At 42.1% G+C, this 25,562-nt stretch carries 25 protein-coding genes and 1 pseudogene; 22 read left to right on the top strand and 4 right to left on the bottom strand.

Annotated elements, in window-relative coordinates; all coding sequences use genetic code 11:
* From rlmD to yjgA, 11 genes are all read left to right on the top strand, one after another.
* Positions 1–1,392, top strand: coding sequence for a 23S rRNA (uracil(1939)-C(5))-methyltransferase RlmD (gene rlmD / locus MKI85_RS14295; protein WP_241628577.1), 1,392 nt, complete (start codon positions 1–3; stop codon positions 1,390–1,392).
* Positions 1,393–1,421: 29 nt separating this feature from the next.
* Complete coding sequence (locus tag MKI85_RS14300) at positions 1,422–3,728, top strand: RelA/SpoT family protein (protein WP_241628578.1); 2,307 nt, start codon at positions 1,422–1,424, stop codon at positions 3,726–3,728.
* Between the two features lie 77 nt (positions 3,729–3,805).
* A complete protein-coding gene (gene mazG / locus MKI85_RS14305; protein ID WP_241628579.1) occupies positions 3,806–4,561 on the top strand; it encodes a nucleoside triphosphate pyrophosphohydrolase in 756 nt (251 codons plus the stop codon).
* 24 nt (positions 4,562–4,585) lie between these two features.
* The gene (locus tag MKI85_RS14310; protein ID WP_241628580.1) at positions 4,586–4,990 is read left to right on the top strand and encodes a ComEA family DNA-binding protein; all 405 of its coding nucleotides are present in this window, start codon (positions 4,586–4,588) and stop codon (positions 4,988–4,990) included.
* A 133-nt stretch (positions 4,991–5,123) separates the two neighbouring features.
* A complete protein-coding gene (gene pcnB / locus MKI85_RS14315; protein ID WP_241628581.1) occupies positions 5,124–6,575 on the top strand; it encodes a polynucleotide adenylyltransferase PcnB in 1,452 nt (483 codons plus the stop codon).
* Complete coding sequence (gene folK / locus MKI85_RS14320; protein WP_241628582.1) at positions 6,572–7,060, top strand: 2-amino-4-hydroxy-6-hydroxymethyldihydropteridine diphosphokinase; 489 nt, start codon at positions 6,572–6,574, stop codon at positions 7,058–7,060. The genes pcnB and folK overlap by 4 nt, the downstream gene beginning before the upstream one ends.
* A gap of 43 nt (positions 7,061–7,103) precedes the next feature.
* A complete protein-coding gene (gene panB, locus MKI85_RS14325) occupies positions 7,104–7,913 on the top strand; it encodes a 3-methyl-2-oxobutanoate hydroxymethyltransferase (protein ID WP_241628583.1) in 810 nt (269 codons plus the stop codon).
* 1 nt (position 7,914) lies between these two features.
* Entirely contained in the window at positions 7,915–8,763 is an 849-nt protein-coding gene (gene panC / locus MKI85_RS14330) for a pantoate--beta-alanine ligase (protein WP_241628585.1), read from the top strand.
* A gap of 22 nt (positions 8,764–8,785) precedes the next feature.
* Positions 8,786–9,637: an RNase adapter RapZ gene (gene rapZ / locus MKI85_RS14335; RefSeq protein WP_241628588.1), complete on the top strand. Its 852-nt coding sequence runs from the start codon at positions 8,786–8,788 to the stop codon at positions 9,635–9,637.
* Complete coding sequence (locus MKI85_RS14340; protein ID WP_241628590.1) at positions 9,634–9,903, top strand: HPr family phosphocarrier protein; 270 nt, start codon at positions 9,634–9,636, stop codon at positions 9,901–9,903. The genes rapZ and MKI85_RS14340 overlap by 4 nt, the downstream gene beginning before the upstream one ends.
* Before the next feature lie 2 nt (positions 9,904–9,905).
* Positions 9,906–10,439: a ribosome biogenesis factor YjgA gene (gene yjgA, locus MKI85_RS14345; RefSeq protein WP_241628592.1), complete on the top strand. Its 534-nt coding sequence runs from the start codon at positions 9,906–9,908 to the stop codon at positions 10,437–10,439.
* Positions 10,440–10,528: 89 nt separating this feature from the next.
* Here the strand turns inward: yjgA and MKI85_RS14350 are convergent, their stop codons facing one another.
* Positions 10,529–12,172, bottom strand: coding sequence for an acyl-CoA synthetase (locus MKI85_RS14350; protein WP_241628593.1), 1,644 nt, complete (start codon positions 12,170–12,172; stop codon positions 10,529–10,531).
* A gap of 492 nt (positions 12,173–12,664) precedes the next feature.
* Between MKI85_RS14350 and thrS the strand changes: the two genes are divergently transcribed.
* The 5 genes from thrS to MKI85_RS14375 all read left to right on the top strand — a co-directional run bounded on the left by thrS (position 12,665) and on the right by MKI85_RS14375 (position 17,042).
* A complete protein-coding gene (thrS, locus tag MKI85_RS14355; RefSeq protein ID WP_241628595.1) occupies positions 12,665–14,587 on the top strand; it encodes a threonine--tRNA ligase in 1,923 nt (640 codons plus the stop codon).
* A 5-nt stretch (positions 14,588–14,592) separates the two neighbouring features.
* The gene (gene infC, locus MKI85_RS14360; protein ID WP_241628636.1) at positions 14,593–15,144 is read left to right on the top strand and encodes a translation initiation factor IF-3; all 552 of its coding nucleotides are present in this window, start codon (positions 14,593–14,595) and stop codon (positions 15,142–15,144) included.
* A 194-nt stretch (positions 15,145–15,338) separates the two neighbouring features.
* The gene (locus MKI85_RS14365; protein WP_241628597.1) at positions 15,339–15,956 is read left to right on the top strand and encodes a glutathione S-transferase N-terminal domain-containing protein; all 618 of its coding nucleotides are present in this window, start codon (positions 15,339–15,341) and stop codon (positions 15,954–15,956) included.
* Positions 15,957–16,315: 359 nt separating this feature from the next.
* Complete coding sequence (locus tag MKI85_RS14370; RefSeq protein ID WP_241628599.1) at positions 16,316–16,609, top strand: hypothetical protein; 294 nt, start codon at positions 16,316–16,318, stop codon at positions 16,607–16,609.
* A 4-nt stretch (positions 16,610–16,613) separates the two neighbouring features.
* The gene (locus MKI85_RS14375; protein ID WP_241628601.1) at positions 16,614–17,042 is read left to right on the top strand and encodes a YqaA family protein; all 429 of its coding nucleotides are present in this window, start codon (positions 16,614–16,616) and stop codon (positions 17,040–17,042) included.
* An 84-nt stretch (positions 17,043–17,126) separates the two neighbouring features.
* Here the strand turns inward: MKI85_RS14375 and MKI85_RS14380 are convergent, their stop codons facing one another.
* Positions 17,127–17,864 carry a TonB family protein gene (locus tag MKI85_RS14380; protein WP_241628603.1) on the bottom strand — a complete coding sequence of 246 codons (738 nt, stop codon included), beginning with the start codon at positions 17,862–17,864 and terminating at the stop codon, positions 17,127–17,129.
* A gap of 105 nt (positions 17,865–17,969) precedes the next feature.
* A pseudogene (locus MKI85_RS14385) lies at positions 17,970–19,219 on the bottom strand (MFS transporter).
* A 236-nt stretch (positions 19,220–19,455) separates the two neighbouring features.
* Between MKI85_RS14385 and rpmI the strand changes: the two are divergent.
* From rpmI to MKI85_RS14400, 3 genes are all read left to right on the top strand, one after another.
* The gene (gene rpmI, locus MKI85_RS14390; protein WP_001096359.1) at positions 19,456–19,650 is read left to right on the top strand and encodes a 50S ribosomal protein L35; all 195 of its coding nucleotides are present in this window, start codon (positions 19,456–19,458) and stop codon (positions 19,648–19,650) included.
* Between the two features lie 11 nt (positions 19,651–19,661).
* Positions 19,662–20,021 carry a 50S ribosomal protein L20 gene (rplT, locus tag MKI85_RS14395; protein WP_004675688.1) on the top strand — a complete coding sequence of 120 codons (360 nt, stop codon included), beginning with the start codon at positions 19,662–19,664 and terminating at the stop codon, positions 20,019–20,021.
* A 163-nt stretch (positions 20,022–20,184) separates the two neighbouring features.
* Positions 20,185–20,397 carry a hypothetical protein gene (locus MKI85_RS14400; RefSeq protein WP_241628605.1) on the top strand — a complete coding sequence of 71 codons (213 nt, stop codon included), beginning with the start codon at positions 20,185–20,187 and terminating at the stop codon, positions 20,395–20,397.
* A 110-nt stretch (positions 20,398–20,507) separates the two neighbouring features.
* On the opposite strand, the gene MKI85_RS14405 is transcribed toward MKI85_RS14400, so the two are convergent.
* Entirely contained in the window at positions 20,508–21,527 is a 1,020-nt protein-coding gene (locus MKI85_RS14405) for a hypothetical protein (protein WP_241628608.1), read from the bottom strand.
* A 155-nt stretch (positions 21,528–21,682) separates the two neighbouring features.
* Here MKI85_RS14405 and pheS point away from each other — a divergent pair, with 155 nt between their 5' ends.
* The 3 genes from pheS (at position 21,683) to MKI85_RS14420 (ending at position 25,458) form a co-directional block, all read left to right on the top strand.
* Positions 21,683–22,663, top strand: coding sequence for a phenylalanine--tRNA ligase subunit alpha (pheS, locus tag MKI85_RS14410; protein ID WP_100242091.1), 981 nt, complete (start codon positions 21,683–21,685; stop codon positions 22,661–22,663).
* 120 nt (positions 22,664–22,783) lie between these two features.
* Positions 22,784–25,165: a phenylalanine--tRNA ligase subunit beta gene (gene pheT / locus MKI85_RS14415; RefSeq protein ID WP_241628609.1), complete on the top strand. Its 2,382-nt coding sequence runs from the start codon at positions 22,784–22,786 to the stop codon at positions 25,163–25,165.
* Positions 25,162–25,458: an integration host factor subunit alpha gene (locus tag MKI85_RS14420; protein WP_016166119.1), complete on the top strand. Its 297-nt coding sequence runs from the start codon at positions 25,162–25,164 to the stop codon at positions 25,456–25,458. Before pheT ends, MKI85_RS14420 begins: the two co-directional genes overlap by 4 nt.
* Positions 25,459–25,562: the final 104 nt, after the last annotated feature.

A 25,562-nucleotide genomic window follows, 5' to 3' on the forward strand; every position in this document is an offset into this window, starting at 1 on the left:
ATGAAGCATCGTCAGCAAACTCGTCCAAGTCAGCAACCGATTTATACTTTTCAGGTTGAGACCCTTTCCCATGAAGGACGTGGAATTGCCCACTATGGTACGGATGCCGCACACCCTGTTGAAAAGCACGGCAAGAAAGTCTTTATTGCTCAGGCATTACCAGGGGAAACTGTTCGCGCTAAAATTACCCATAGTAATAAACGCTTAGAAGAAGCCGATTGTCTCGAAGTTTTGGGGACTCCATCTGCGTTAAGAGTAAAGCCTGCCTGTCCACATTTTGATGCTTGTGGCGGTTGTAGTTTGCAACATATTGAAAAAGACGAGCAGATTCGTTTTAAACAAGATGTGTTGAAATCACATTTACAGCATTTTGCAGGTCTGCAACCTGAAGAATGGCTGGCACCGATTCGTTCTTTGCGAGAAGACTACCGCCGTAAAGCCCGGATTGGGGTGCGTTATTTCCCGCAGCGTGATCAACTGATTGTGGGATTTCGTGAAAAGCAAAGTAATAAACTGACGTCGATTGACCGTTGTCTGGTACTGGATCAGGCTTTTGGTTCGATTACCCGTTTAAAGCAGTTACTCCAAAGTCTAACAGCCAAAGCCGCGATTGGGCATATAGAATTGGCGATGGGGGATCAGGATATTGCCTTACTGATTCGTCATACAGAAAAATTATCGGACCATGATGTCAACCAATTAAAACAGTTTACGTTACAGAAACAATGGCAATTGTATTTGCAGCCCGCGGGTCCAGACAGCTTACAACGTGTGGATCAGGCACAGGCAGAAATGCGTTTACATTATGCTTTAACCGACTTTGATGTGAATTTTAGCTTTAGTCCATTGGATTTTACTCAGGTGAACTCCACTGTAAATCCGCAAATGGTTAAGCTGGCATGTGAATTGCTTCAGTTGCAACACGGTGATCGCGTTTTGGATCTTTTTTGTGGACTTGGAAACTTCTCTTTACCGCTTGCGCGTTGTGTCGGACCGACAGGACAGGTGATTGCAGTTGAGGGAAGTGATGAAATGGTTCAACGTGGGCAAGACAATGCGCAACGCAATGCCATGACCAATGTTGAGTTCTTTTCACAAGATTTAACAAAAGATTTTTCGCATCATTCTTGGGCAAAACAGGGATTTGATGCATTATTGATAGACCCTCCGCGCTCTGGTGCGGAAGAGGTCATGCATTATGTTCCTAAATTTAATGCAAAAAAAATCGTTTACGTATCATGTAATCCAGCAACATTGGCAAGGGATGCGGGTGTTTTGGCACAACATGGCTATCGATTAAAAAAGGCGGGTGTGATGGATATGTTTACGCATACTGAGCATGTCGAATCAATTGCCTTATTTGAGCAAGAAAAAGAGATAAACGATTTATAATATGAATGATCATTTTGTAGGAGAAGGGTATGGTCACAGTACGTGAGCAATTGCCTGGACGACTCAATGAGTTGTCTGAGGAAGCGACTGTAGAGCATGCCGAACAAGCTCAGCTGGATCTAGCCGAATGGTTAGATCGAGTACGCAGCATTTTAGATGGGGCAGCGCTCAAACAACTCGAAGAAGTTGCCAAAGCGACGCTGCAAACAACATTAGAATCTACCACCAATCATCGATCGAATACCTTTTATACAGGTATTGAAATGGCTGATATTTTGGCGCATTTACATGTCGATGAAGATACCCTTTCTGCTGCAATGTTGTACCGCAGTGTTCGTGAAGGACTCATGAGCATTGATTTTGTACGGGAACATTTTGGCGAACAAGTCTTTAGCTTGGTTAAAGGTACCCTGTCCATGGGTAAGCTTTCCGAGTTAATCGAACAAAATAAGCGTTTAGAAGATCATTTTAATAATGATCAGCGTGAACATTTGACTGGCATCTATAAGATGTTGATTTCAGTCACTGAAGATGTTCGTGTTGTACTGATTAAATTGGCGGAACGTACTTATGCTCTACGTGAATTGGCAAATTCATCACGTGAGCGCCAAGAGCGTGTGGCACGAGAAATTCTCACCATCTACTCACCGTTGGCACACCGCTTGGGGATTGCACAATTAAAGTGGGAACTGGAAGATTTAGCCTTCCGTTATTTGGCGCCAGAACGTTATAAAGAAATTGCTTCATTACTGAATGAGAAGCGCTTAGAGCGTGAACACTATATTCAGTTTGTGATTGATAAACTCAAGAATGAATTGGCTGAGCATGGTATTGAAGCCGAAATCAATGGTCGGGTGAAACACATCTATTCGATTTATCGCAAGATGAAAAGTAAGAACCTGAGCTTTGATCAGCTGTATGACATTCGTGCAGTGCGCGTATTGGTGAAATCAGTTCCAGAATGTTACCACTCACTGGGTATTGTGCATCAAATTTGGCGACATATCCCGCATCAGTTTGATGACTATATTACGAATCCGAAAGCCAACGGTTATCGCTCTTTGCATACCGCTGTAATTGCGGAAAACAAATCTCTGGAAGTGCAAATTCGTACTCGTGATATGCACGAAGAAGCAGAGCTCGGGGTGTGTTCGCACTTTAATTATAAAGAAGGTGCGAAAACTACCGACCATTCTTTCAATCATCGTTTGCATTCATTACGTTCTGTATTGGAACATTACCAAGAGCGAAATGATGCCAGCGCACATAAAGAAGATGAAGATTCTGAAAACTTTGAACAGATTCAAGAGTTTGAGGATTTTGAGAAAATCTATGTGTTTAGCCGTGATGGGGATATCAAAGAATTGCCACGTGGTTCGACTGTGCTGGATTTTGCTTATCATGTGCATACTGAGGTCGGTAACAAGTGCTATGCGGCACGTGTGAACCAGCGCTATGTACCGCTGACTTATACCTTGAAAACGGGTGAGCAAGTAGAGATTTTAACCAAGAAAGACCGTGAGCCAAACCGTGACTGGTTGGTGAACTCTTTGGGTTATATCAAAACTGCACGTGCGCGTGACAAGTTGCGCCACTGGTTCCGTCAGCAAGATCGTAGTAAGAATCTGGAAATCGGTCGCGATATTCTGAACAAAGAACTTTCGCGTCTGGCGATCCATCCTAAAAGTATCGATTTAAGCGACTACTGCAATCACTTCAATGTGAAAACAGGTGATGACATTCTGATTAACTTGGTGAGCGGGGATATTAGCCTGCACGCCTTGATGAATCAGGTCAATCGTCATATGCATTTGGATCAGGATGAGCCTGAGCTGGTGCTCAAGCCTGCCTTGAATCCACGTGCCAGTCATACTTTATCGGCACATGGCATTCTGATTGATGGTTTGGATAATGTAGAACTGCACGTTGCACAATGTTGTCAGCCTGTACATGGTGAATCGATTGGCGGTTATATCACCCTGAATCGTGGGGTCAGCATCCATAAAGTGGCATGCCCAGACTATGTGCGTATGATCAGTCAGGAACCTGAGCGTGCTGTGGAAGCGGATTGGGAAATGCAGCCGACCCGCGGTCAAAGCGTGCAAATTGTGGTGGAAGCCTATGACCGCCGTGGTTTGCTCAAAGATCTAACCCAAGTGATCTTCTCAGATCAGATCAATATCCGTCAGGTGAATACCATTTCTGAAGCGGATGGTATTGCCAATATGAAGCTGTTGATTGAAGTTAAAGGCTTGGCGCAGTTGTCACGTTTATTGGCGCGCTTAGAGCAGCAACCTGGTATTATTAGTGCACGTCGTTTAATTCAAGGGAATTAAGCGCCTTCAAAAGCCTGCCGAGAGCAGGCTTTTTTATAGCTGGGTTTAAACAATATTAAATAGAGAGCAAGTGAGAGATGGAACAACTCTTGGCGGTGATGCGTGAATTACGTGAAAAATGTCCATGGGATCAAAAGCAAACGCCAAATAGTTTAACGCCTTATGCGATTGAAGAAGCCTATGAGGTTGAAGCGGCTGTACGTTCAGGTGATATGCAGCATATCAAGGAAGAGTTGGGTGATTTGTTGTTGCAAGTGGTGTTTCAGTCACAAATGTACAGCGAGCAGGGAGCATTTAATTTTCAGGATGTGGTACATGGGATTACCGAAAAACTGATTCGTCGGCATCCACACGTGTTTCAGTCTGAACAATTTAATCAACTTACGGCAGAAGAAGTGTCATCCCTGTGGAAGCAAATCAAGCAACAAGAAAAACAGGGCAAGCCGCAAGCACGTTTGGATCAGATTAAGCATGGTCCAGCCTTGCAACAAGCGGAACACATTCAAAAAAATGCAGCGCAGATTGGTTTTGACTTTCCAACTGTTGCAGATGCCTATGCCAAATTGGAAGAAGAATTGGGCGAATTACAACAAGCCATGCAACAACAAAATTTCTATGAAATACAGGCAGAATTTGGCGACTGTTTGTTTTCTTTAATCAATGTTGGACGTAAACTAGGCGTTAATAATGAGATCGCGCTGTTAGGCACGATCGATAAATTTAGAACACGCTTTGCTTACATTGAAGATCAGGCACACCTGCAAAATAAAACCTTAGCGCAGATGTCTTTGGCTGAAATGGACCACTTGTGGGAGCAGGCGAAAAACTTATGACTTGATAATAAATATAGGCATTTTATGCAGCGAAATTTTAATCGGCATCGTATTGTACGAGTCGTCACGCTTTTTATCTTGATGGTTTTGGGATTGGATCATGCAATCGCACAAAACTTTGATCAGCAATATCTGAATTGGAAAGCACAACAACAGGCACAAGATGCTCGGCTAGGAAACTCTAGCTCCGATGCAAATTATTATCTGTCCAAACCGAGTCTTACTCCTGTATCGGGCAACAAAATCCGCTTAAACAGTGCAAGCGCTGAGCAATTGCAACAGTTATCTGGGATTGGTGAGAAAAAAGCTGAAGCGATATTGCAGTATCGGCAACAACATGGAAAATTCAAAACCATCGAAGAGCTACAGAATATCAAAGGGATAGGGCCTAAATTATTACAGAAAAATAAGGATCGATTAGCCCTCTAAACTTGGGTTTTGGAGGATTGATATGCAATATTCATGATTGTGTTGAGATAATCAAATTGCCCTTTGATTGTGTTAGAGATATGATTAGCACCATCTTAGATATTTTACGTTCAGGCGTAGGAGACAGCGTCTTTTGCAAACTTTGCGCGCGTCAAAATGTGGTTTATCCACCGCTCAATTACCCTCTACTATTCTTGATGTGATTGATGCCTTAACCAAGGCAGGCTACGAAGCATATATCGTAGGGGGCGGGGTTCGCGACTTAATGTTAGGCCTTAATCCAAAAGATTATGATGCCGTAACCAATGCTACACCTTCACAAATTAAAGAAGTGTTTGGTCGTCGTTGCCGTATTATTGGTCGTCGTTTCGAGTTGGCTCATGTCTATTCTGGGCGCGAACTGATTGAAGTCGCGACATTCCGTGCACCACCAAAAAAAGCAGTGACTTCCGCCGCTGGGATGATCCTGCGTGATAATAACTGGGGTACGATCGAGCAAGATTTTGCCCGTCGAGACTTCTCGATCAATGCACTGTACTACCAACCACGTAAAGGGATTGTGCTCGACTTCTGTCATGCGGTCGAAGACATTCAAAGTCGCACCTTACGTTTACTGGGCGATCCTCAATTACGTTTTGAGGAAGATCCAGTGCGCATGCTGCGTGCATTGCGCTTTTCAGCCAAATTAAAATTCAGTATTGATCCAAAAATTCTCGAAATTTTTACCCCTGAACGGACGCAGTTATTGCGTGATGTTTCACCGCACCGTCTTTATGATGAGTCACAAAAACTATTTACGATGGGACACTTATATCAAGTGTTACCAATGTTGATTGATTTTGGGATTTGGCGTCAGTTATTTGCAGAGATTCGTCCTGAAATTACGCCATTTATTGAGCGTGCCGCAAAAAACACCGATCAACGGATTCAAATCGGTAAAACCATTAACCCTGCATTTTTCTATGCAGTGTTGTTATGGAAACCCTTCTTAGAGCGTTGTGATTTTTATCTGCAAAAAGGTGTAGTACCCGCAGAAGCACGTGCTCAAGCGGGACTAGATGTGTTGAAACGTCAAGCAACGCGTACGGTCATTCCTCGTTTTGCGGAAACCTTTATTCGGGAAGTCTGGGAAATGCAAACCCGCTTATTAAACCCGAAACCACAACAAATTGAGGCATTGTCTAATCATGCGCGTTTCCGTGCTGGTTTTGACTTCCTGTTGCTGCGTGAAAAAGCAGGTGATAACACCACACAATCCATGGGTAGTTGGTGGGATGCTTATCAGCTGATGTCGACTGACGAAAAAGAGCGTGCGATTGGTCAATATAATCGACAGCGCGCGAAAATTCGTCGTAAAGCAGCGACACATGAGGATGTGCCAGAGGTAAAAACTGGTGTGGAAATTGAGCCTTTGGTTCAAGAGCAGGAAAGCCGAAGTCGTCGTAGTCGAAAAGCCAAAGCGCCTGAAAGCAATTCACAGAATGTCACTCAGGGTGCATCTGAATTAGGTCACGATCATCCAATTCTCAAAAGAAAGCGTGTGCAGCGTGATTTAAGCCAAGTTGTTTTTGGACCGACACAATGATGATTGTTAGCTATATCGGCTTGGGCAGTAATTTGGGTGATTCACGCCAAATCTTGACTGAAGCCATTCAAAAATTAGCAAGCTTAGGCTCAGTTCAAACCTCCAAACTGTATCAAAGCCCACCAATGGGTCCTCAAGATCAGCCGCATTATTTGAATGCGGTCGCTCGTTTAGAAACAGAGTTATCTGCATTAGATTTGCTGGATCAATTACAGCAATTTGAGCAGGAAGCTGGGCGTGTGCGTCTGCGCCGTTGGGGGGAACGGACTTTGGATCTGGATGTGTTGCTCTATGGCAATCAACAGATTCAAAATGAACGTTTAACCGTGCCTCATGTTGGCATTTTAGAGCGCGATTTTGTGGTTATTCCCTTATTGGATTTAGACCCAAACTTACATATACAGGGACACCGATTAGATAATCTGGCGTTATTACAGCATACAACTTTAACTGAAGTTGCTGATCAATGCTGGGCCAATATTTAATCACTAAAGGTATGTTCTAGGAACTTCTAAAGAGGAACATCTCATGATTAGTCTGAGTGACTTAAGACAATTTAAACAAGATGGACGTAAGTTTTCATGCTTAACTTGCTACGATGCGAGCATGGCAAAAGCCATGGAACTTGCTGAAGTTGATACGATTTTAATTGGTGACTCTTTAGGAATGGCGATACAAGGTCGTGATTCAACTTTACCTGTAACTGTTGAAGACATGGCGTATCACACGGCAGCCGTTCGCCGTGGTAATCAACATGCGTTGATTATGACCGATTTACCATTTATGTCTTATGCAACACTTAATGATGCCTTAGTGAGTGCCAAAACTGTGATGCAAGCAGGCGCGCAGATGGTCAAAATTGAAGGCGGTGCATGGTTAAGTGAAACCGTTGAGGTATTAACACGTAATGGTATTCCAGTCTGTGTGCATTTGGGTTTAACTCCTCAGTCAGTACATGTTTTGGGTGGCTATAAACTACAAGCACGTTCACGTGAAGCAGCAGATAAATTGCTTGCAGATTGTCAGGCAGTCGTTGATGCAGGTGCGGCAGTATTATTGCTTGAGTGTGTGCCAGCACAATTGGGTCAAGAAGTTACAGCGTGTTTCCCGCATATTCCTGTGATTGGGATTGGTGCCGGGGTGGAAACCGATGGACAAGTCTTGGTGGTGCAAGATATGCTCGGTTTGACTTTCGGACGTGTAGCGAAATTCGTACGCAATTTTATGAAAGAACAAGCTGGGGAAACTGCAATTTTAGATGCATTTAAAGCCTATCATGCAGCGGTGCTTGATCAATCCTTTCCAGCCAAAGAACATACTTTTCAAGTAGAGCTGTAATATGAAGACTGAAACAACAATACAAGGCTTAGCGGCATCATTACAACCAGCTCGTACTGCGCGAAAAATTATCGGCTTTGTGCCGACCATGGGGAATTTACACCAAGGTCATTTGAACCTTGTGCGTGAAGCACGCAAACTTTGTGATGTAGTGGTGGTGAGTATCTTTGTTAATCCAATCCAGTTTGGACCGAATGAAGACTTTGATAATTATCCACGTACTTTGGATCAAGACAGTCAGCTTTTGGCAGATGTGGGTTGTGATATTATTTTTGCCCCATCGGTCGAGCAAATGTACGGCAAACTGCCTCGTTTAACCAATATTAGCGTCTCAAATATCACCGATGATTTGTGCGGTAAACAGCGTCCAGGTCATTTTGATGGCGTTGCAGTGGTGGTAACAAAGTTATTTAATATCGTTCAGCCGAATTATGCTTTCTTTGGTCAGAAAGACTTTCAGCAGTTGGCAGTCATTCGCCAGTTGGTACGTGACTTGAACATTCCACTGGAAGTGATTGGTGTGCCAATTGCTCGTGCTGAAGATGGCTTGGCTTTAAGTTCGCGTAATGGCTATTTGAGCGAAGAGCAACGCAAAACGGCACCTGTTATTTTTCAAAGTTTGAAAAAAGCTGAAGCAGAGTTACAGCAAGGCACTGATTTAACAGAAGTGTTAGAGAATATTAAAACCACATTGACAACCGCGGGTCTGGTTGTGGACTATGTGGAAGCACGTACACCAAACTTGCAAGCAATTGATCAGTTCAATCAGGATCTTGTTTTGTTTGTGGCAGCAAAATTGGGCACAACCCGACTCATCGATAATTTGCAGGTTAAGCATACTGCAGCATAAAACATCAAGGAATAGCTTTGCCATGAAGCGCATTTTGATTGTGACGGGACAATCTGGTTCAGGTAAGTCATCTGCATTGCAGGTACTGGAAGATTTAGGTTATTACTGCATTGATAATTTGCCTTTAGCATTGCTGCCCGAGATTGTCGAGAAGCTGGATCATGAAAATAATCTAGAGCAGCTCGCACTTGGCGTTGATGTCCGTAGTACCCGTGCAGATTTACAAGAGTTCGATCATGTTTTTGAACTGTTGTTAAGGCACGGGGTGGTCGACATTATTTATCTGACCACACGTGATCAGGAGCTGATTGCACGTTTTAGTGCTTCCAGACGTCCGCATCCGTTATCCAATCGTTTTAAAAGTTTGAATGAATGTATACAGGAAGAAAAAACATTATTACTTCCGATACAATTGCGTTCTACAGTACATATTGATACAACTGATAAAAGTGTGCATGATTTGAAGCATACTTTATTGTCTAAACTTGGACAGTCCGATAACTTAATTGTGATTTTGCAGTCATTTGGCTACAAGCACGGTATTCCTTTAGATGCCGACTACGTCTTTGATGTGCGTCATTTACCGAATCCGCATTGGGATTTAGAGTTGCGGGAATATTCTGGTTTAGATGTACCAGTACAAAATTTTTTAGAACAAAGCCCACAGACCAATGAAATGTTTAAAGACATTTATCATTTTTTGGACAAGTGGTTACCTGCATTTGCGGAAGGGCATCGTCACTACATCACGATCTCTATCGGCTGTACAGGTGGACAGCATCGTTCTGTTTATATTGTGGATAGACTGAAAAAAGCCCTTGAGGAAAATTGGTCTATTCAGGTCCTACATCGAGAAATGAAGCATTGGTCATGATTGACACAACTGTTGACGTAATTAATAAACTAGGGTTACATGCGCGTGCATCTGGCAAACTCATTGAAGTAACCACCAAATTCAAATCATCTATCCAAATTGGAAAAGGTGATAAACTGGTCGATGCGAAAAACATTATGTCTTTACTGATGCTAGGCGCAGGTAAAGGCACCACTTTACGTTTAGTGATTGATGGGACAGATGAGGAAAAAGCACTGTCCGAAGTTCAAGCACTATTTGCAGCAAAATTTTACGAGGCAGATTAACCGTGGCACGTCGACCGAACCGTTTTACTGACGAAGACTTCGAAATTTTAGAAGGACGTGCAAGTAAAACCGAACAAAAGAAAGCAGTTCAGCGTATGGCTGCTTTAGGTGAACAGTTGGCGCAACTGAGTCCAAAACAAATTCAGCAACTTCCTGTGGATGAGCGTCTAATTGATGCCATTTTGGATGCGCAAACGATTACCTCGCATGAAGCGCGTCGTCGCCAATTTCAACGTGTGGGTAAGTTATTACGTAACGAAGATGAGACTGTGATCTTGTCGTATTTAACCCCGCAGCAAGGTGCAAAGAAAACTGCTCAGCTGCAGCGTTGGGTGGATCGGATTATTAAAGAAGGTGATCCGATCATCAATGAGTTCTGTAAAGTCCATAATGCGGCAGAGCGTCACACTCTACGTCAGCATGCTTTGCGTATTCACCGTGATATGGCAAAAGAGATAACTGAAGCAGAATTGGCTGAATCAAAGCTCAAACTCTTCAACTATGTGCAGCAGGTTGCTTTGCTCTCTGATAACTAATCGAGTTGAACAAAAAAGCACTTCATTTGAAGTGCTTTTTTATTGCTATTGGAGTCATCTTTTAGACGTCACTGCTTTTAAAGATGAATTTAACTAAACTCACCAATAGCACGTTCTTTAGCCCAGTCCCGCAACACGAATTTCTGTAGTTTGCCTGTCGAGGTCTTTGGAATTTCAGTGATCACAATATCTTTCGGTACTTTAAAACGTGCCAAATGTTCTTGGCAGAAGCTGATGATTTCTTCAGGGGTCACAGATTTTCCTTCTTTCAGCTCAATAAAGGCACATGGGACTTCTTGCCAACGTGGATCAGGTTTGGCCACTACAGCAGCCGTCAGAATGGCTGGATGTCGATACAGCACTTCTTCAACTTCTAAGGATGAAATATTTTCACCACCTGAAATAATCACATCTTTGGAGCGGTCGGTAATTTTGGCATAGCCATCAGGTTGGCAAACTGCCAAATCACCTGTATGGAACCATCCGCCTTTAAAGGCTTCTGCCGTGGCTTCAGGATTTTTCAGATAACCTTTCATGACAATGTTACCGCGGAACATGATCTCACCCATGGTGATGCCATCTTTGGGTACAGGTTCTAAAGTTTCTGGATCAAGCACTTTCATGCCGTCTTGAAGTGGATAAGGCACACCTTGGCGCGAATGCAGTTGAGCTTGTTCTTGAATGCTTAATTCACTCCAGCCCGCTTGCGATGCACAGAGAGCAGATGGACCATAAGTTTCGGTAAGACCATAGACATGAGTGACATTTATGCCGATATTGCGCATGCCTTCAATAATGGCAGCAGGTGGCGCAGCACCCGCCACCATGACTTCGACACGATGTTCGAGCTTGATTTGCTGTTGTTCTGGTGTGTTAATCAGCATTGATAATACGATTGGAGCACCACAGAAATAATCCACTTGGTGTTCAGCAATCAGTTTAAAGATGAGTTCTGGATCAACCTTACGTAAGCAAATATTGGTACCACCATTGGCCGCCATGGTCCAAGCAAAACACCAGCCATTGCAATGGAATAGAGGGAGAGTCCATAAATATGTGGCACGAGGGGTCATGCCACAGGCGATAATGTTGCTGGCAGCATTGATGTATGCCCCGCGATGGTGATAAACCACCCCTTTAGGGTTACCCGTGGTACCAGAGGTGTAGTTTAAACTAATGGCGTCCCACTCATCGTTTGGTAACTGCCATTCAAATTCAGCATCACCGTCGGCAAGCCAGTCCTCATATTCAATTTGCCCGATTGGGGTGGAGAAGCATTGTTCATATTCCTCATCATCCACATCAATCACATAAATTGAATGCGAAACCAAACTCAACGCTTCTTTGGCGAGCGCTGCGAATTCAGGATCGACCAAGAGGACTTTAGTTTCGGCATGCTCCAGCATGAAGGCAATGGTTTTAGCATCTAAGCGGGTATTTAAAGTATTGAGTACCGCACCAATCATTGGCACAGCAAAGTGGGCTTCAATCATGGCAGGAATATTGGGTAACAGTACAGACACCGTATCGTTTTTACCAATGCCTAAATTTTGCAACTGATGTGCAAACTGACGGCAACGGTTGTAGGTTTCTCGCCAGCTGATATGTCGCTTGCCATGAACAATCGCATCTTGATGCGGATAAATATAAGCCGCGCGTTCTAAGTAACGCAGCGGAGAAAGCGCTACAAAATTCGCGGGGGTGCGCGGTAGTTCATCATAGGCAGCAACCATGTAACAACTCCATGTATATTTATTATCATCGATGTTTTAAAGATAAGCCTTTCAGAATCGAAGTGCATTTATGCTTTAGTCGAGTGAATGTTTATTTATAAGATAATGAATTTTATGTAGAAATAATTTAATGTTTTAATTTAATGAATCTAAATTCATAAATATGATTAAATTCAATAATATATAAAAAGGAAGAATGTGTGTTCGTTTTTTAATCTTTTTTTGTAAGTGAAGTCAATCTATAGTAGCTAAAAATAAATATGAACGACAACAACGCTAAAATGATTCTAAAGGGTTCAAATGCATAAAAAATGACTATTTTCTGGTTGGGACAAGATTTATAGGGCGAAAAGGTTTTATCCAACCCTGAACACGTGTAAAATTCTTAGCAGTTTTTTATACACCGTTTTTATCTTTTGAGGTTCTGCCTCGATCATAATCTCGCGGTGACATGCTCCATGGTACGGGGCATCACTCCTTAAGGATTTTTTTATGCCAATTATCACTTTGCCAAATGGCGATCAAAAACAGTTTGATCAAGCCGTATCTGTGATGGACGTTGCTTTAAGCATTGGTCCTGGTCTTGCAAAAAATACAGTCGCAGGTCGTGTGAATGACCGTTTGGTGGATGCATCGGATTTAATTACCGAAGATGCAACACTGCAAATTATTACGCCTAAAGATGATGAAGGTGTTGAAATCATTCGTCACTCTTGTGCGCACTTGGTGGGTCACGCAGTTAAGCAGCTTTTCCCTGAAGCAAAGATGGTGATTGGTCCTGTCATTGAAGAAGGTTTCTACTATGATATCTGGATGCCACGTCCATTTACATTAGATGATATGGCAGCCATCGAAGAGCGTATGAAAAAGCTCATCGACCAAGACTATGATGTCATTAAAAAAATGACTCCGCGTGACGAAGTGATTGCAGAATTCACAGCGCGTGGTGAAGAATATAAGTTACGCTTGATCGCAGACATGCCTGAAGAAACACAAATGGGCTTGTACTACCATCAAGATTATTTGGATATGTGCCGTGGTCCACACGTACCCAACACCAAATTCTTAAAATCATTCAAGCTGACTAAAATTTCTGGCGCTTACTGGCGCGGTGATGCGAAGAATGAACAGCTACAACGTATTTATGGTACAGCGTGGGCGGACAAGAAACAGCTTGCTGCTTATGTGAAACGTATTGAAGAAGCTGAAAAGCGTGACCACCGTAAAATTGGTAAAGCCTTAGACTTGTTCCATATGCAAGAAGAAGCACCTGGTATGGTGTTCTGGCATCCAAATGGCTGGACTATTTACCAAGTCCTTGAGCAATACATGCGTAAAGTTCAGCAGGACAATGGTTATCTTGAGATTAAAACTCCGCAGATCGTAGACTTTACGCTGTGGGAAAAGTCTGGTCATGCGGCAAACTATGCAGACAACATGTTCACGACTCATTCTGAAAGTCGTAACTATGCAGTAAAACCAATGAACTGCCCATGTCACGTGCAAGTGTTTAACCAAGGCTTGAAATCTTACCGCGATTTGCCTATTCGTTTAGCAGAGTTTGGTTCATGTCACCGTAACGAACCATCGGGTTCATTACACGGTATTATGCGTGTTCGTGGCTTTACGCAAGATGATGCTCATATTTTCTGTACCAAAGAGCAGATTGGACCAGAAGTTGCTGACTTTATTAAGTTAACGCTTGATGTGTATAAAGACTTCGGCTTTGAAGAAGTTCAAATGAAATTATCGACTCGCCCAGAAAAGCGTGTCGGTGATGATGCACTTTGGGATATGGCAGAAAAATCTTTAGCTGATGCTTTAGATGCTGCGGGTCTGGCTTGGGAATTGCAACCGGGCGAAGGTGCGTTCTATGGCCCGAAAATTGAATTCTCGCTAAAAGACTGCTTAGGTCGCGTATGGCAATGTGGTACAATTCAGTGTGACTTCAACTTACCAGAACGTTTAGATGCTTCGTATGTCACTGAAGACAATGATCGTGATCAGCCTGTGATGTTGCATCGTGCAATTCTTGGCAGTTTCGAACGTTTTATTGGTATACTTATTGAACACTATGCGGGCTTTATGCCACCATGGTTAGCGCCAGTTCAAGCATGTGTCATGAATATTACCGATTCTCAAGCTGAAGCTTGTGAGTCTGTCGTTGCTAAACTTAAAGAAAGCGGTATTCGCGCGATTTCTGACTTGAGAAATGAGAAAATCGGCTTTAAGATTCGTGAACGTACATTAGAGCGTATTCCATACTTATTGGTTCTTGGTGACCGTGAAGTAGAGGAAGGTACCGTAAACGTGCGTACCCGCTCTGGAAAAAATTTGGGTACTATGTCAATCGACGCTTTCGTTGACCTAGTAAAAGCAGCCGTTGCCGAACGCGGCCGGTACATTGTGGAGTAACAGCGATTAAACAGCCTGACCGTAATCAACAGGGCGGTAACAAATCAAACCGTCCTGCTTTGAATGATGAAATTCGTGCGAAAGAAGTTCGTCTTGTAGACGAAAATGGTGAGCAAAAAGGTATTGTGAGCTTGGCAGATGCATTGCGCGCTGCTGAAAGTGTTGAGCTTGATCTTGTAGAGATCGTGGCAAACGCTGAACCACCTGTTTGTAAAATCATGGACTTCAATAAGCATTTGTTTGATCTGAAGCAAAAGCAGAAAGAAGCGAAGAAAAAACAACATCAAGTGCAGGTTAAAGAAATCAAGCTCCGCCCTGCAACGGATGTTGGTGATTACAACGTAAAATTACGTGCAATTATCAAGTTCCTTGAAGAAGGTAACAAGGTAAAAATCACATTACGCTTCCGTGGTCGTGAAATGGCTCACCAGCAGTTAGGTTTAGCTCAATTGCAAAAAATTGAAGCCGACGTAGCTGAGTTTGGTGTTGTTGAGCAAGCACCAAAAATGGAAGGTCGTCAAATGGGTATGTTGCTTGGACCGAAAAAGAAAAAGTAAGACTCCGTTTGAAAAAAGCACTGCATTAGCAGTGCTTTTTTTTACAAAAAAGAAAGAGAATTTGATGTTGTTTAATTCAGGTTTTTGACGATATAGCTAGAGATGAAATTCATCATTTGAGACTGCTGTAGCAAGAAAAAGCATGTTATAACTACAGCTTCATTAAACCAAGCAAAGAAAAAGATAGGGTAAAAATGATTGATTTATATTATTGGGGAACACCCAATGGGCATAAAATTACCATCGCTTTAGAAGAAATGGGCTTGGAGTATCAAATTTTTCCCATCAATATTTCAGAAAATGATCAGTTTCAGCCTGATTTTTTAAGGATTTCTCCGAATAATAAAATTCCTGCCATTGTGGATCAGGATGGACCCAAAGGTGAATCAATTTCAGTATTTGAGTCTGGTGCGATTTTGCAATATTTAGGGCGTAAAACAGGGTTGTATTATCCAGCGGATGAACAGCAACGGGTAGAAGTTGAACAATGGCTAATGTGGCAAAAAGGTGGATTTGGACCAATGTTGGGGCAAAATCATCATTTTAGCCGTTTTGCACCAGAACATATTCCTTACGCCGCTGCACGTTATGTGAATGAAACCAAACGCCTATATGGGGTTTTGGATAAACAGTTGATTGGTCAGAACTATGTTGCGGGCGAGTATTCAATTGCAGATATGGCAATTTTACCTTGGATTCTGCGACATGAATGGCAGCAGATTCAATTGGAAGATTATCCTAATGTACAAGAGTATTATGAACGATTAACTGCGCGTCCAGCCGTGCAAAGAGCATTAGCGATTAAGGTTTAATATCAAGTGTGGAGTGTTGTGAGCTATAACCCTCCACAAGAAAGTATATTTGCAGGCTTTGAATCTTTTAATAAAAATACAGAATTGATAATAATAATTTTTTGAGTTCCAAAGCAGTAATTGCGTCTTAGGTATAATTTATTCAAACATTAACAGCTTGGTTTTTGATGTATTTTTTAAAGGTTTAAGGAATATTTCATTGCTTCTTGAGATTTATTTTATTCATCAGTTATTTGAGTCTTTTTTGTATCTGAGCTATTGAGCAGATGATCTGTTCTTAGACGGATACCTGCATTATGTTAATATCTGCAACTTACCCAGCATTTTTTGTGATTTTCAAATTTGAAAATCAGTAGGTTGTGATGAAAGCATTTTTTTTAAATTTAACCCGAATCATTGAAGCGAATCCTAAAATTTATATCAGTATTATTGTGGGGATCGCGGGGTGTTGTATGTTATTTGTCGCAGAAGCCGTACATGTCCAAAAAATTGTGGAATTACTGAATACTAAGGATCAAGCTATATTACGCGCAGCGATTGAGCCGATTTCAGATAAATACACAGTGGCGCGTAGCGTGTTATTGATATTCACCTTTATTTGGTCGGGCTATGAATATTTGTCGACAAAGAAAAAACTAGGTTTATCTTCATAATTTTATGTGGACTTTAGGGCTTTTATTTCTCTCTGCATTTGGAGCTGCGACCTTATTGCCCTTACAGTCCGAAGCAGTATTGCTGGGTTTATTGGCAGAGGGAAGTCATTCTGTTGTTGTACTGATTGCAGTGGCAAGTCTAGGGAATATTCTAGGTTCTTGTGTAAATTGGTATTTGGGCTTCAAGATTGAGCATTATAAGCACAAGAAGTGGTTTCCCGTATCTGAACAAAAAATGCTGCAAGCACAAGGCATTTATCAAAAATACGGCTTTTGGTCGTTGTTGTTGAGTTGGGTGCCGCTTATCGGAGATCCGATTACCTTAATTGCAGGCTTATTAAAAGAAAACTTTATCCGCTTTTTGTTGATGGTGATCCTGGCGAAAACTGGACGTTATGTGGTGCTGTATTTTATTTTTATCGGTTGGTTTTAGGTTTTTTGTAGCTGCACTAATTAAGCTTAATGAAAAATCTATCGAAGTAATCAAGAGGGAGGAATAGTTCCCTCCCTCAATCGCTTAAGAACATTGGTTCAGTTTGAACTGAATTTCATCTTTGAAGCTGGACTTTTTATAAAGCCACAAGGTGGAAGCGCTACGTTTAACAGTCACTTGGCTGTTACTTACGGCTTGGATTATATTTTGGTCGAGTGCATAAAGACCAGAACCTTGGTTGATTTTGACTTTTTTTACATCACCGTGTTTATCGACTTTAAAGCTAAACTTGATATTGCGGTCATGTTGATTCAAATCATCACGGCTGAGTTCAAGTTGGGGTTGCTTCATGTATGAGAATTTCACTTTTTGCTGCTGTTGTTGTGCCAGCCAGTTTTTAGAATTAAAGCCGTAGTTGCATTCCGCCTGTTCTTGTTCCAAATTTAAACTAAAGGTTTGATAGCCAATAATTGGTAGCGTGGTATCTTCCACTGTATAAGGTTGTACACGCGCCTTGCGTACCGCTTGAATCAGAACCTCATCTAGGTTTTTTAATCCTGTACTTTCCTGCACACTGGCTTGTGTAATTTTTCCAGTCTCATCTGCATAAATACGTAAGATGGCCGCGCGATTCTGTCCCTTCAAATCCTCATTGTTATATTGAGGTTGAGGAAGCGTGGTCCATTGAATACGTGTCGTTAAATGGGCAGGTAAAGCCGTACTTTTTTGTACCGTCAATTGTGAGGTGCTGGCTTTTTCTGCGCTATAGCTATGTACAAATGGGAAGCTCAGAATCAAGGAAAAACAAAGCAATTGTTTCATAAGGTCAAATAGGACATTCGTTCAAGAATGCTCATGCATAATGGTGGCTGAATTGTTGCTCAGTATTTCCTGATTTAGAAATACTGGCAAGTCTAAATTCATGTTTTATTGATCTTTTCCTAGGGTGATATCAACCCCAAATAAATCTGAAGTTTTAACCAGCTTAGCCCGACCGCCAGTAGGGTCATACATCCACCAAACACAGTCGCCATAATCGTGCCCATATATTTGGCTGCCAGACCAGATTCAAATGCTCCAAGTTCATTGCTAGAGGAAACAAACATGCCGTTTAGCGCAGCAACACGCCCGCGCATATTTTCTGGTGGATAAATTTGCAAAATAGTTTGTCGTACCACAACTGAAATACTGTCACATGCGCCTGTCATGGCTAAAGCAAACAAGGAAAACCATAGATGGTTGGAAAAGGCAAAGACGAGAGTGAAAACACCAAAGCCAGCAACAGCAAGCAACATATTACGCCACGCATGATGAGTAGGTGGAAATCTAGTCAATCCAATCATGGTGATGAGTGCTCCGATAGAAGGTGCTGCACCTAAATAACCCAGACCTTCTGGACCTATTTTGAGAATGTCTTCTGCAAAAATAGGCAGTAAGACAATTACACCGCCAAATAGTACGGAAATGAGGTCTAGTGAAATTGCCCATAACACAATTTTTGTGTTCCAAATAAAGTGAAAGCCATTACCAAGGCTTGCCCATAGGTTTTCGGTTTCAATGCTGGGAAAATTGCGTCTTTGTAATAAGTTAATCAGAACAAAACAAATGCTGAGTAATACGGCAACACTAAGTAGGCTGGTTTCACGGCCCAAATACGCAAACATGAAGCACCCAACATTGGACCTAAGATAACACCACTTTGCCAGCCAATAGTGGTCCAAGTGGCACCATTGGCATAAAGCTGACGTGGAATTAAAAAGGTTTTAAAGATGTTGCTGAAGGATTATAAACCCTCGAATGGTGCCTAATGCAAAAATAACGGCATAGATGCCCCAAGATAAAGACTGAATACCAATCAGCCCTAAGCCAAAGGCATGAAATAACCCTCATAAAACTAGCGGGAGGGGGGCTGCAAAGAACAAGCAGATTCTCATGATATTTTGTTTGTTAAACCGATCGGCGAAATATCCACCCCATGGGGAAAGTGCGATAAAGGATATGGCTTCAGCAAGTCCAATCAATCCTAAGGTAAGCGGATCTTTGGTAATTTTATATAGAGAATACGCCACAATAATTTCTTGCATCAGAATCGCGAGGGTGAGGCAGAATTGGTTTAAAGTCACAATCGAAAAATCGCGATATCTTAATGCGGCAAAAGCATCGGTGGTTGGCTTCATAATCTTTTTGTTTTATCGTTCTATGATTATTAGAGTGGCTATAAGTTATCCCCATACTGAATAACAGTCATATTTGTGCTGAAAAAACACTCAACTTTCTGCGTGGATTTATTCCCTAAATAATATGGTTTTTGCTTTTGTTTTGTACAAAGATGATTTAGAATAGCGCCTTCCTTACCTGCAGGTCGTTTTTGCAATGGTGCAGACGTGCCGAACAGGTGTTTAAAGAGGTTGTTATGGCTAAGTTAAAAACTCGCCGTGGTGCAGCTAAACGTTTCAAAGCGACTGCAAACGGTTTCAAGCGTAAACAAGCGTTCAAACGCCACATTTTGACCAAAAAATCTGCTAAGCGTATTCGTCAGTTACGCGGCTGTGTAATGGTTCACGTAAGTGACGTTGCTTCAGTTCGCCGTATGTGCCCATACATCTAAGGAGATTATAAATGGCTCGTGTAAAACGTGGTGTACAGGCTCATCGCCGTCATAAAAAAATTCTTGCTCGTGCTAAAGGTTACTACGGTGCTCGTTCACGCGTTTATCGCGTAGCGTTCCAAGCAGTAATCAAAGCAGGTCAATACGCTTATCGTGACCGTCGTCAGAAGAAACGTCAATTCCGTGCTCTATGGATTGCGCGTATCAATGCTGGTGCTCGTCTAAACGGTTTGTCTTACAGCCGTATGATCGATGGCTTGAAAAAAGCTCAAGTGATCATCGACCGTCGCGTACTTGCTGACATCGCTATGCATGACGCAGTTGCATTTGCTGCTTTAGCTGAAAAAGCTAAAGGCGCATTAGCTGCTTAATCATCTTCGGATGATTGAAAAGACCGCTTTATGCGGTCTTTTTTATTGCCTTGTGTTTTTCGATACACAAGATGGCATTGGGTTTGAATTACATAATTTATCTTTAAATTAGATCAGCTTGGATGCCTAATGGAATGAAGTCATCATAAAAAGGAATGGGGCGATGCTTGCGGATATTATTGGTGTGAATCAGGCACGGATTACAGTCAAACTAGAAATGATTCCAAGAATTGGTGAGTCTGTCAAAATCATGTATGGACCTGATGCACAATTGGAAGGAGAGGTGGTCGCGGTACAACATTATATTAATCAGCATGCTGATGAGCATAAAGTACGCATTGAAATACGTCCCTTTAATTTGTTGATTACATCGTGATTGAATTTGGCGCAGAGATGTTGTTCAGGACTCTGGAAAAATAAATTCCAGAGTCAAATCATTTGTCTATTTATTCTTGATGAAGAACGCGACCTCATGAGGCTTTGTTTTTATAAGCCGAAATAGTAAGCCACAATACAAATCACCACGGTAATTAGAATGAGTTTGAAAACTGCAGAAGAACCAATTTTATGGTGTTGATGTGGTGCGGATGTTGCTGTGGCAACTGGGGCACCTTCTAAGGGGTTATTGACTGCAACTGAAGTGAGTTGGGCTGTTTGGTAGTGGTTGGTCACTTTGACAATAAATTTTGCCTGAAGATCTTCGAGTTTTTGCGAAAAGTGGCGTAGGTTGAGTTGCTCATCGGCACTGAGTAGAGAACCATCTTCGTGTTGAGGATGTTGTAATTTGTTTTGAATATATTTTTCTAAGGCTTCAATGCGATACAGTGACTTGTGTGCAAAATCCGCTGGGTAATCTGTAGGCAATAAGGCTAGTTTTTGCGAATCTAAGTCGCTGCCATTTTCGGTAATAGTTTTGGCTACATAACCATAATAGGGTAAGTTCGATGGTGTTGGTTCGACAAAACCGAGAGCATAGGGACTATTGAATAGTTCGGCTTGGGTATAACTTTGAATGTCATCCCAATTTGGGCGTTGTAAGTCTGCTTCAATACGTTTGGCAAGTTTAGACGTGAGTTCAAAACGCCAAAAGGTTTCATGACGTAAGGGATTTTGTTGTGAAACTGGAGCTTCAAAATCATTATCTGCGTTATACCATTCTGGCAATTCTTTACCTAAAATCCAAGCCGTTTTCTTGCTACCTTCATGGCTGACAATGAAATGCGCAAAAGGAAGCAGCTCAACATTGGCATTTGGGTTTTGTTCATCATTTAACAGACTTGAGCTGTGTAAACTCAAGCGTTTTGTGCCTTGCTTTTTTAGTCCTTCGAGCCAGACTTGGAAATGTTGAGCCAGTAAATGTTGTGAGAGCAGGTCTCGAAATGCAAATAGCTGCTGATCAAAAATCGGATGTTGTTTCCAACGATTAAAACTCAGCTCTTTAGTGAGGAATTCATTGCCATAAGTGACTAAAGTGAGCTGTTGTTTCCAGATTTGATCTAGGGCCATAGATAATGATCTCTTTGTAATTGGGTTTATCTTATCCTTTTTCTAATTTCGGATGTTAATCAAATTTTCCTTAATTGGAAACTCATCAATCTTGTTAAAAACTGATAGAATATCGGGTTTTATCTTATTATTAAATTGTTGCTTTGAGAGTTACTATGTCACTGGAAGCCCTGACCACCGAAGCGCTTGCTGCCATTGCAGCAGCTCAAGACCTTGCTGCACTCGATCTGGTACGTGTGCAATTTACAGGGAAAAAGAGCCAGCTTGCAGAACAATCGAAAGCGCTAGGTAAAATGGACCCTGAGGAGCGTAAAGTTCAGGGTGCTGCAATTCATGCTGTGCGTGAAGCCATTAATGCTGCATTGACTGAGCGTCAAGCACAATTACAAAAAGCGGCATTAGAACAGCAGCTTGCGAGTGAAACCATCGACATTACCCTGCCAGGGCGTGGTCAAACCATTGGAAGTATTCACCCCGTTACACAAGTGCAGGAGCGCATTTGTCAATTCTTTACTAAAGCGGGTTTTACGGTCGCAACAGGACCAGAAGTCGAAGATGACTATCACAATTTTGAAGCATTAAATATTCCAGGGCATCACCCTGCGCGTGCGATGCACGATACCTTCTACTTTGATGCAAATCATTTGTTACGTACGCATACTTCGGGTGTGCAAATTCGTACCATGGAAACCTCACAACCACCAATCCGTATTGTGTGTCCTGGTCGTGTCTATCGTTGTGACTCAGATCAAACCCATTCACCAATGTTCCACCAGATTGAAGGCTTGTATGTTGCAGAAAATACCAGCTTTGCTGAACTGAAAGGATTACTGGTGAACTTGCTGAATGAGTTCTTTGAAAAAGACCTAAAAGTTCGTTTCCGCCCATCTTACTTCCCATTCACAGAGCCAAGTGCAGAAGTGGATATTATGGATGAACGTGGTAAATGGTTAGAGGTTTTGGGTTGCGGTATGGTGCATCCAAATGTCTTGCAAGCGGCTGGGATTGATCCTGAAAAATACAAAGGCTTTGCTTTTGGTTTGGGGGTAGAGCGTTTTGCCATGTTGCGCTATGGCATCAATGACTTGCGTATGTTCTATCAAAACGATGTGCGTTTTTTACGCCAATTTGCTTAAGACAAATTTTTGACCTCTTCCTGATTATTTGAGTGTGATCATTTTGAATGAATTGAGAAACACTCACGATGATGAGGGTGCAGAGGAATTGAAGTATTAGATTTATAGGTTTTTACAGAAATGAAAATTAGCGAAAATTGGTTACGCACATGGGTCAACCCAGCCATTGATAGCGAAACGTTATCTGATCAACTGACCATGCTGGGTCTGGAGGTTGATGATTTATCTCCAGCAGCAAAACCATTTACAGGCGTAGTGGTCGGTGAAGTACTTAGCGTAGAGCAACATCCAGATGCAGACCGTTTACGTGTGACTACCGTGAACATTGGTTCAGGTGATCCATTACAAATCGTATGTGGTGCACCGAATGTCCGTGTCGGCATGAAAGCTCCTGTAGCGACGATTGGTGCGGTGTTACCGGGTGATTTTAAAATCAAGAAAGGTAAGCTGCGTGGTATTGAATCGCAAGGCATGCTATGTGGCGCTTCAGAAATTGACCTCGAAGATAAAATTGATGGTCTTTTAGAATTAGCTGCAGATGCACCTGTAGGTGTCAATATTCGTGAATATTTAGATTTAGATGATCATGTGATTGATATTAGCATCACCCCAAACCGTGGTGACTGTTTTAGTATTCGTGGTATAGCACGTGAAATTGCAGTGATTAACCAAATGACTGCGGTTGCGCCAGAGGTTAAAGAAGTGGCTGCGACAATTACTGATGAGAAAAAAGTCATTGTCAGCACTGAAGGTTGCCCGCGCTATTTAGGTCGTGTGATCAAAAATGTAAATACCAAAGCACCAACGCCAGAATGGATGGAGCGTGCACTTGCGCGTTCGGGTATTCGTCAACACAGTATTTTGGTGGATATTACCAACTATGTGCTGATGGAGTTGGGTCAACCATTACATGCTTTTGATGCTGGTAAAGTTCAAGGTGCGGTACATGTGCGTCAAGCAACGGCTGCTGAAAAGCTGCTGCTGCTTAATGAGCAAGAAGTCGAACTGAATGAAAAAGTGATGATTATTGCTGATGATGAAAAAGCATTGGCGATTGCGGGCATCATGGGGGGATTATCTTCTTCTGTAACCGATGAAACCACTGAAATTTTCTTAGAATCTGCATTCTTTGCACCATTACATATTGCAGGACGTGCTCGTAGCTTTGGTTTGCATACCGATGCTTCTCAGCGCTATGAGCGTGGTGTGGATTTTGAATTACCAATGATTGCGATGCACCGTGCATCACAATTGATTGCTGAACTCGCTGGTGGTGAATTTGGTCCGATTACTGTTGCTGAGCAAGCAGATGTATTGCCAAAACGTGAAGCGATTGAGCTTGAACAAGCACAAGTCGATCAGTTGTTGGGATACCGTGTAGAAGGCGAGTTTATTGCTGATGCATTAACGTGTTTAGGCTGTGAGGTTGCGATTAAAGCAGAAGGTCAGTGGTCTGTAGTTCCTCCGTCGCATCGTTATGATATGGCGATCTATCAAGATCTCATTGAGGAAGTTGCGCGTATTCATGGCTATGACAATATTCAAATCAGTCTACCAGTCATTGATGCACAGCTTGCGAAGTATCAAGATCAATTTGAACTGGCGCAATTGCGTCAGACCTTGGTGACATTGGGGTATCAAGAAGCGATTAGTTTTAGCTTTGCAGATTTGAAACTTGAAAAGCAACTCAATCCTGCAGTCAATCCATTGGCGTTGGCAAATCCAATTTCAAGCGATTTGGCTGTGATGCGTTCGACTTTGCTTTCAAGTTTGATTCCTTGCGTTCAATATAATATTAACCGTCAACAAAGTCGTGTGCGTTTCTTTGAGTTGGGGTTGCGTTTTGATTATCAGGATGCGAGTAACATCCATGATTTAAAACAGATTCCAACTTTAGCCATGGTTGCGGTGGGTGCAAAACAAGCAGAGTCTTGGCATGGTAAGCCACAAGCGATGGATTTCTTTGATTTCAAAGGTGAAGTAGAAGAGGTTTTAGCGGCAGGGCGTGTGCAGGTTGAATATGTACGTTCTGAGCGTGTATGGTTACATCCAGGTCAGTCAGCAGAGATTATGGTTGATGGTCAGTCGATTGGTTATTTAGGTCGTTTACATCCATCTTTAGAGGCAGAATTGGATTTAGGTACGACTTGGGTGGCAGAACTTGATCAAAAAGCAGTTTTGCAAACTTATGTATCTAATTTTACAGAATTATCACGTTTTCCATCGGTTAGACGTGATATTGCGCTTTTAATTAGTGATAAGATTAATATTGGTGAAATTCAGCAACTTATCACTAATACGGGTGGGGAGCTGTTAAACTCGAATTGGCTCTTCGATGTGTACACTGGACAAGGGGTTGAAGCAGGTAAACGCTCATTAGCATTTGCTTTGTTATGGCAACATCCGTCGCGTACCTTGGAAGATGCTGAAATCAAATCGGGTATGGATACAATCATAGAAGTGTTGCAGAACACTTATCAGGCGACATTGAGGGCTTCATGACAGCATTAACTAAAGCAGAAATGGCTGATCATTTAAGTGAGCTCACGAGTTTAAACCGTCGTGAAGCAAAACAAATGGTCGAATTATTCTTCGATGAAATTAGCCAAGCGCTCATTTCTGGGGAACAGGTTAAACTTTCGGGTTTCGGGAACTTTGAGTTGCGTGATAAGCGTCAACGACCAGGTCGAAACCCTAAAACGGGTGAGGAAATTCCGATTTCGGCTCGTCGTGTTGTAACATTCCGTGCAGGTCAGAAGTTTAGACAGCGCGTTGGGAAAGAGCAGATCGATTGATCTGCTTTTTTTATAATTGTTTAGAGCAGTTTTAAATTTTAATTTTGTTTTTTAATTAAATTTAGTCGTAAAAAAAAGAGAGCAAATGCTCTCTTTTTTTTACG

Source organism: Acinetobacter zhairuonensis, from assembly GCF_022601715.1.
In the GTDB taxonomy this organism is placed as follows: Bacteria; Pseudomonadota; Gammaproteobacteria; order Pseudomonadales; family Moraxellaceae; genus Acinetobacter.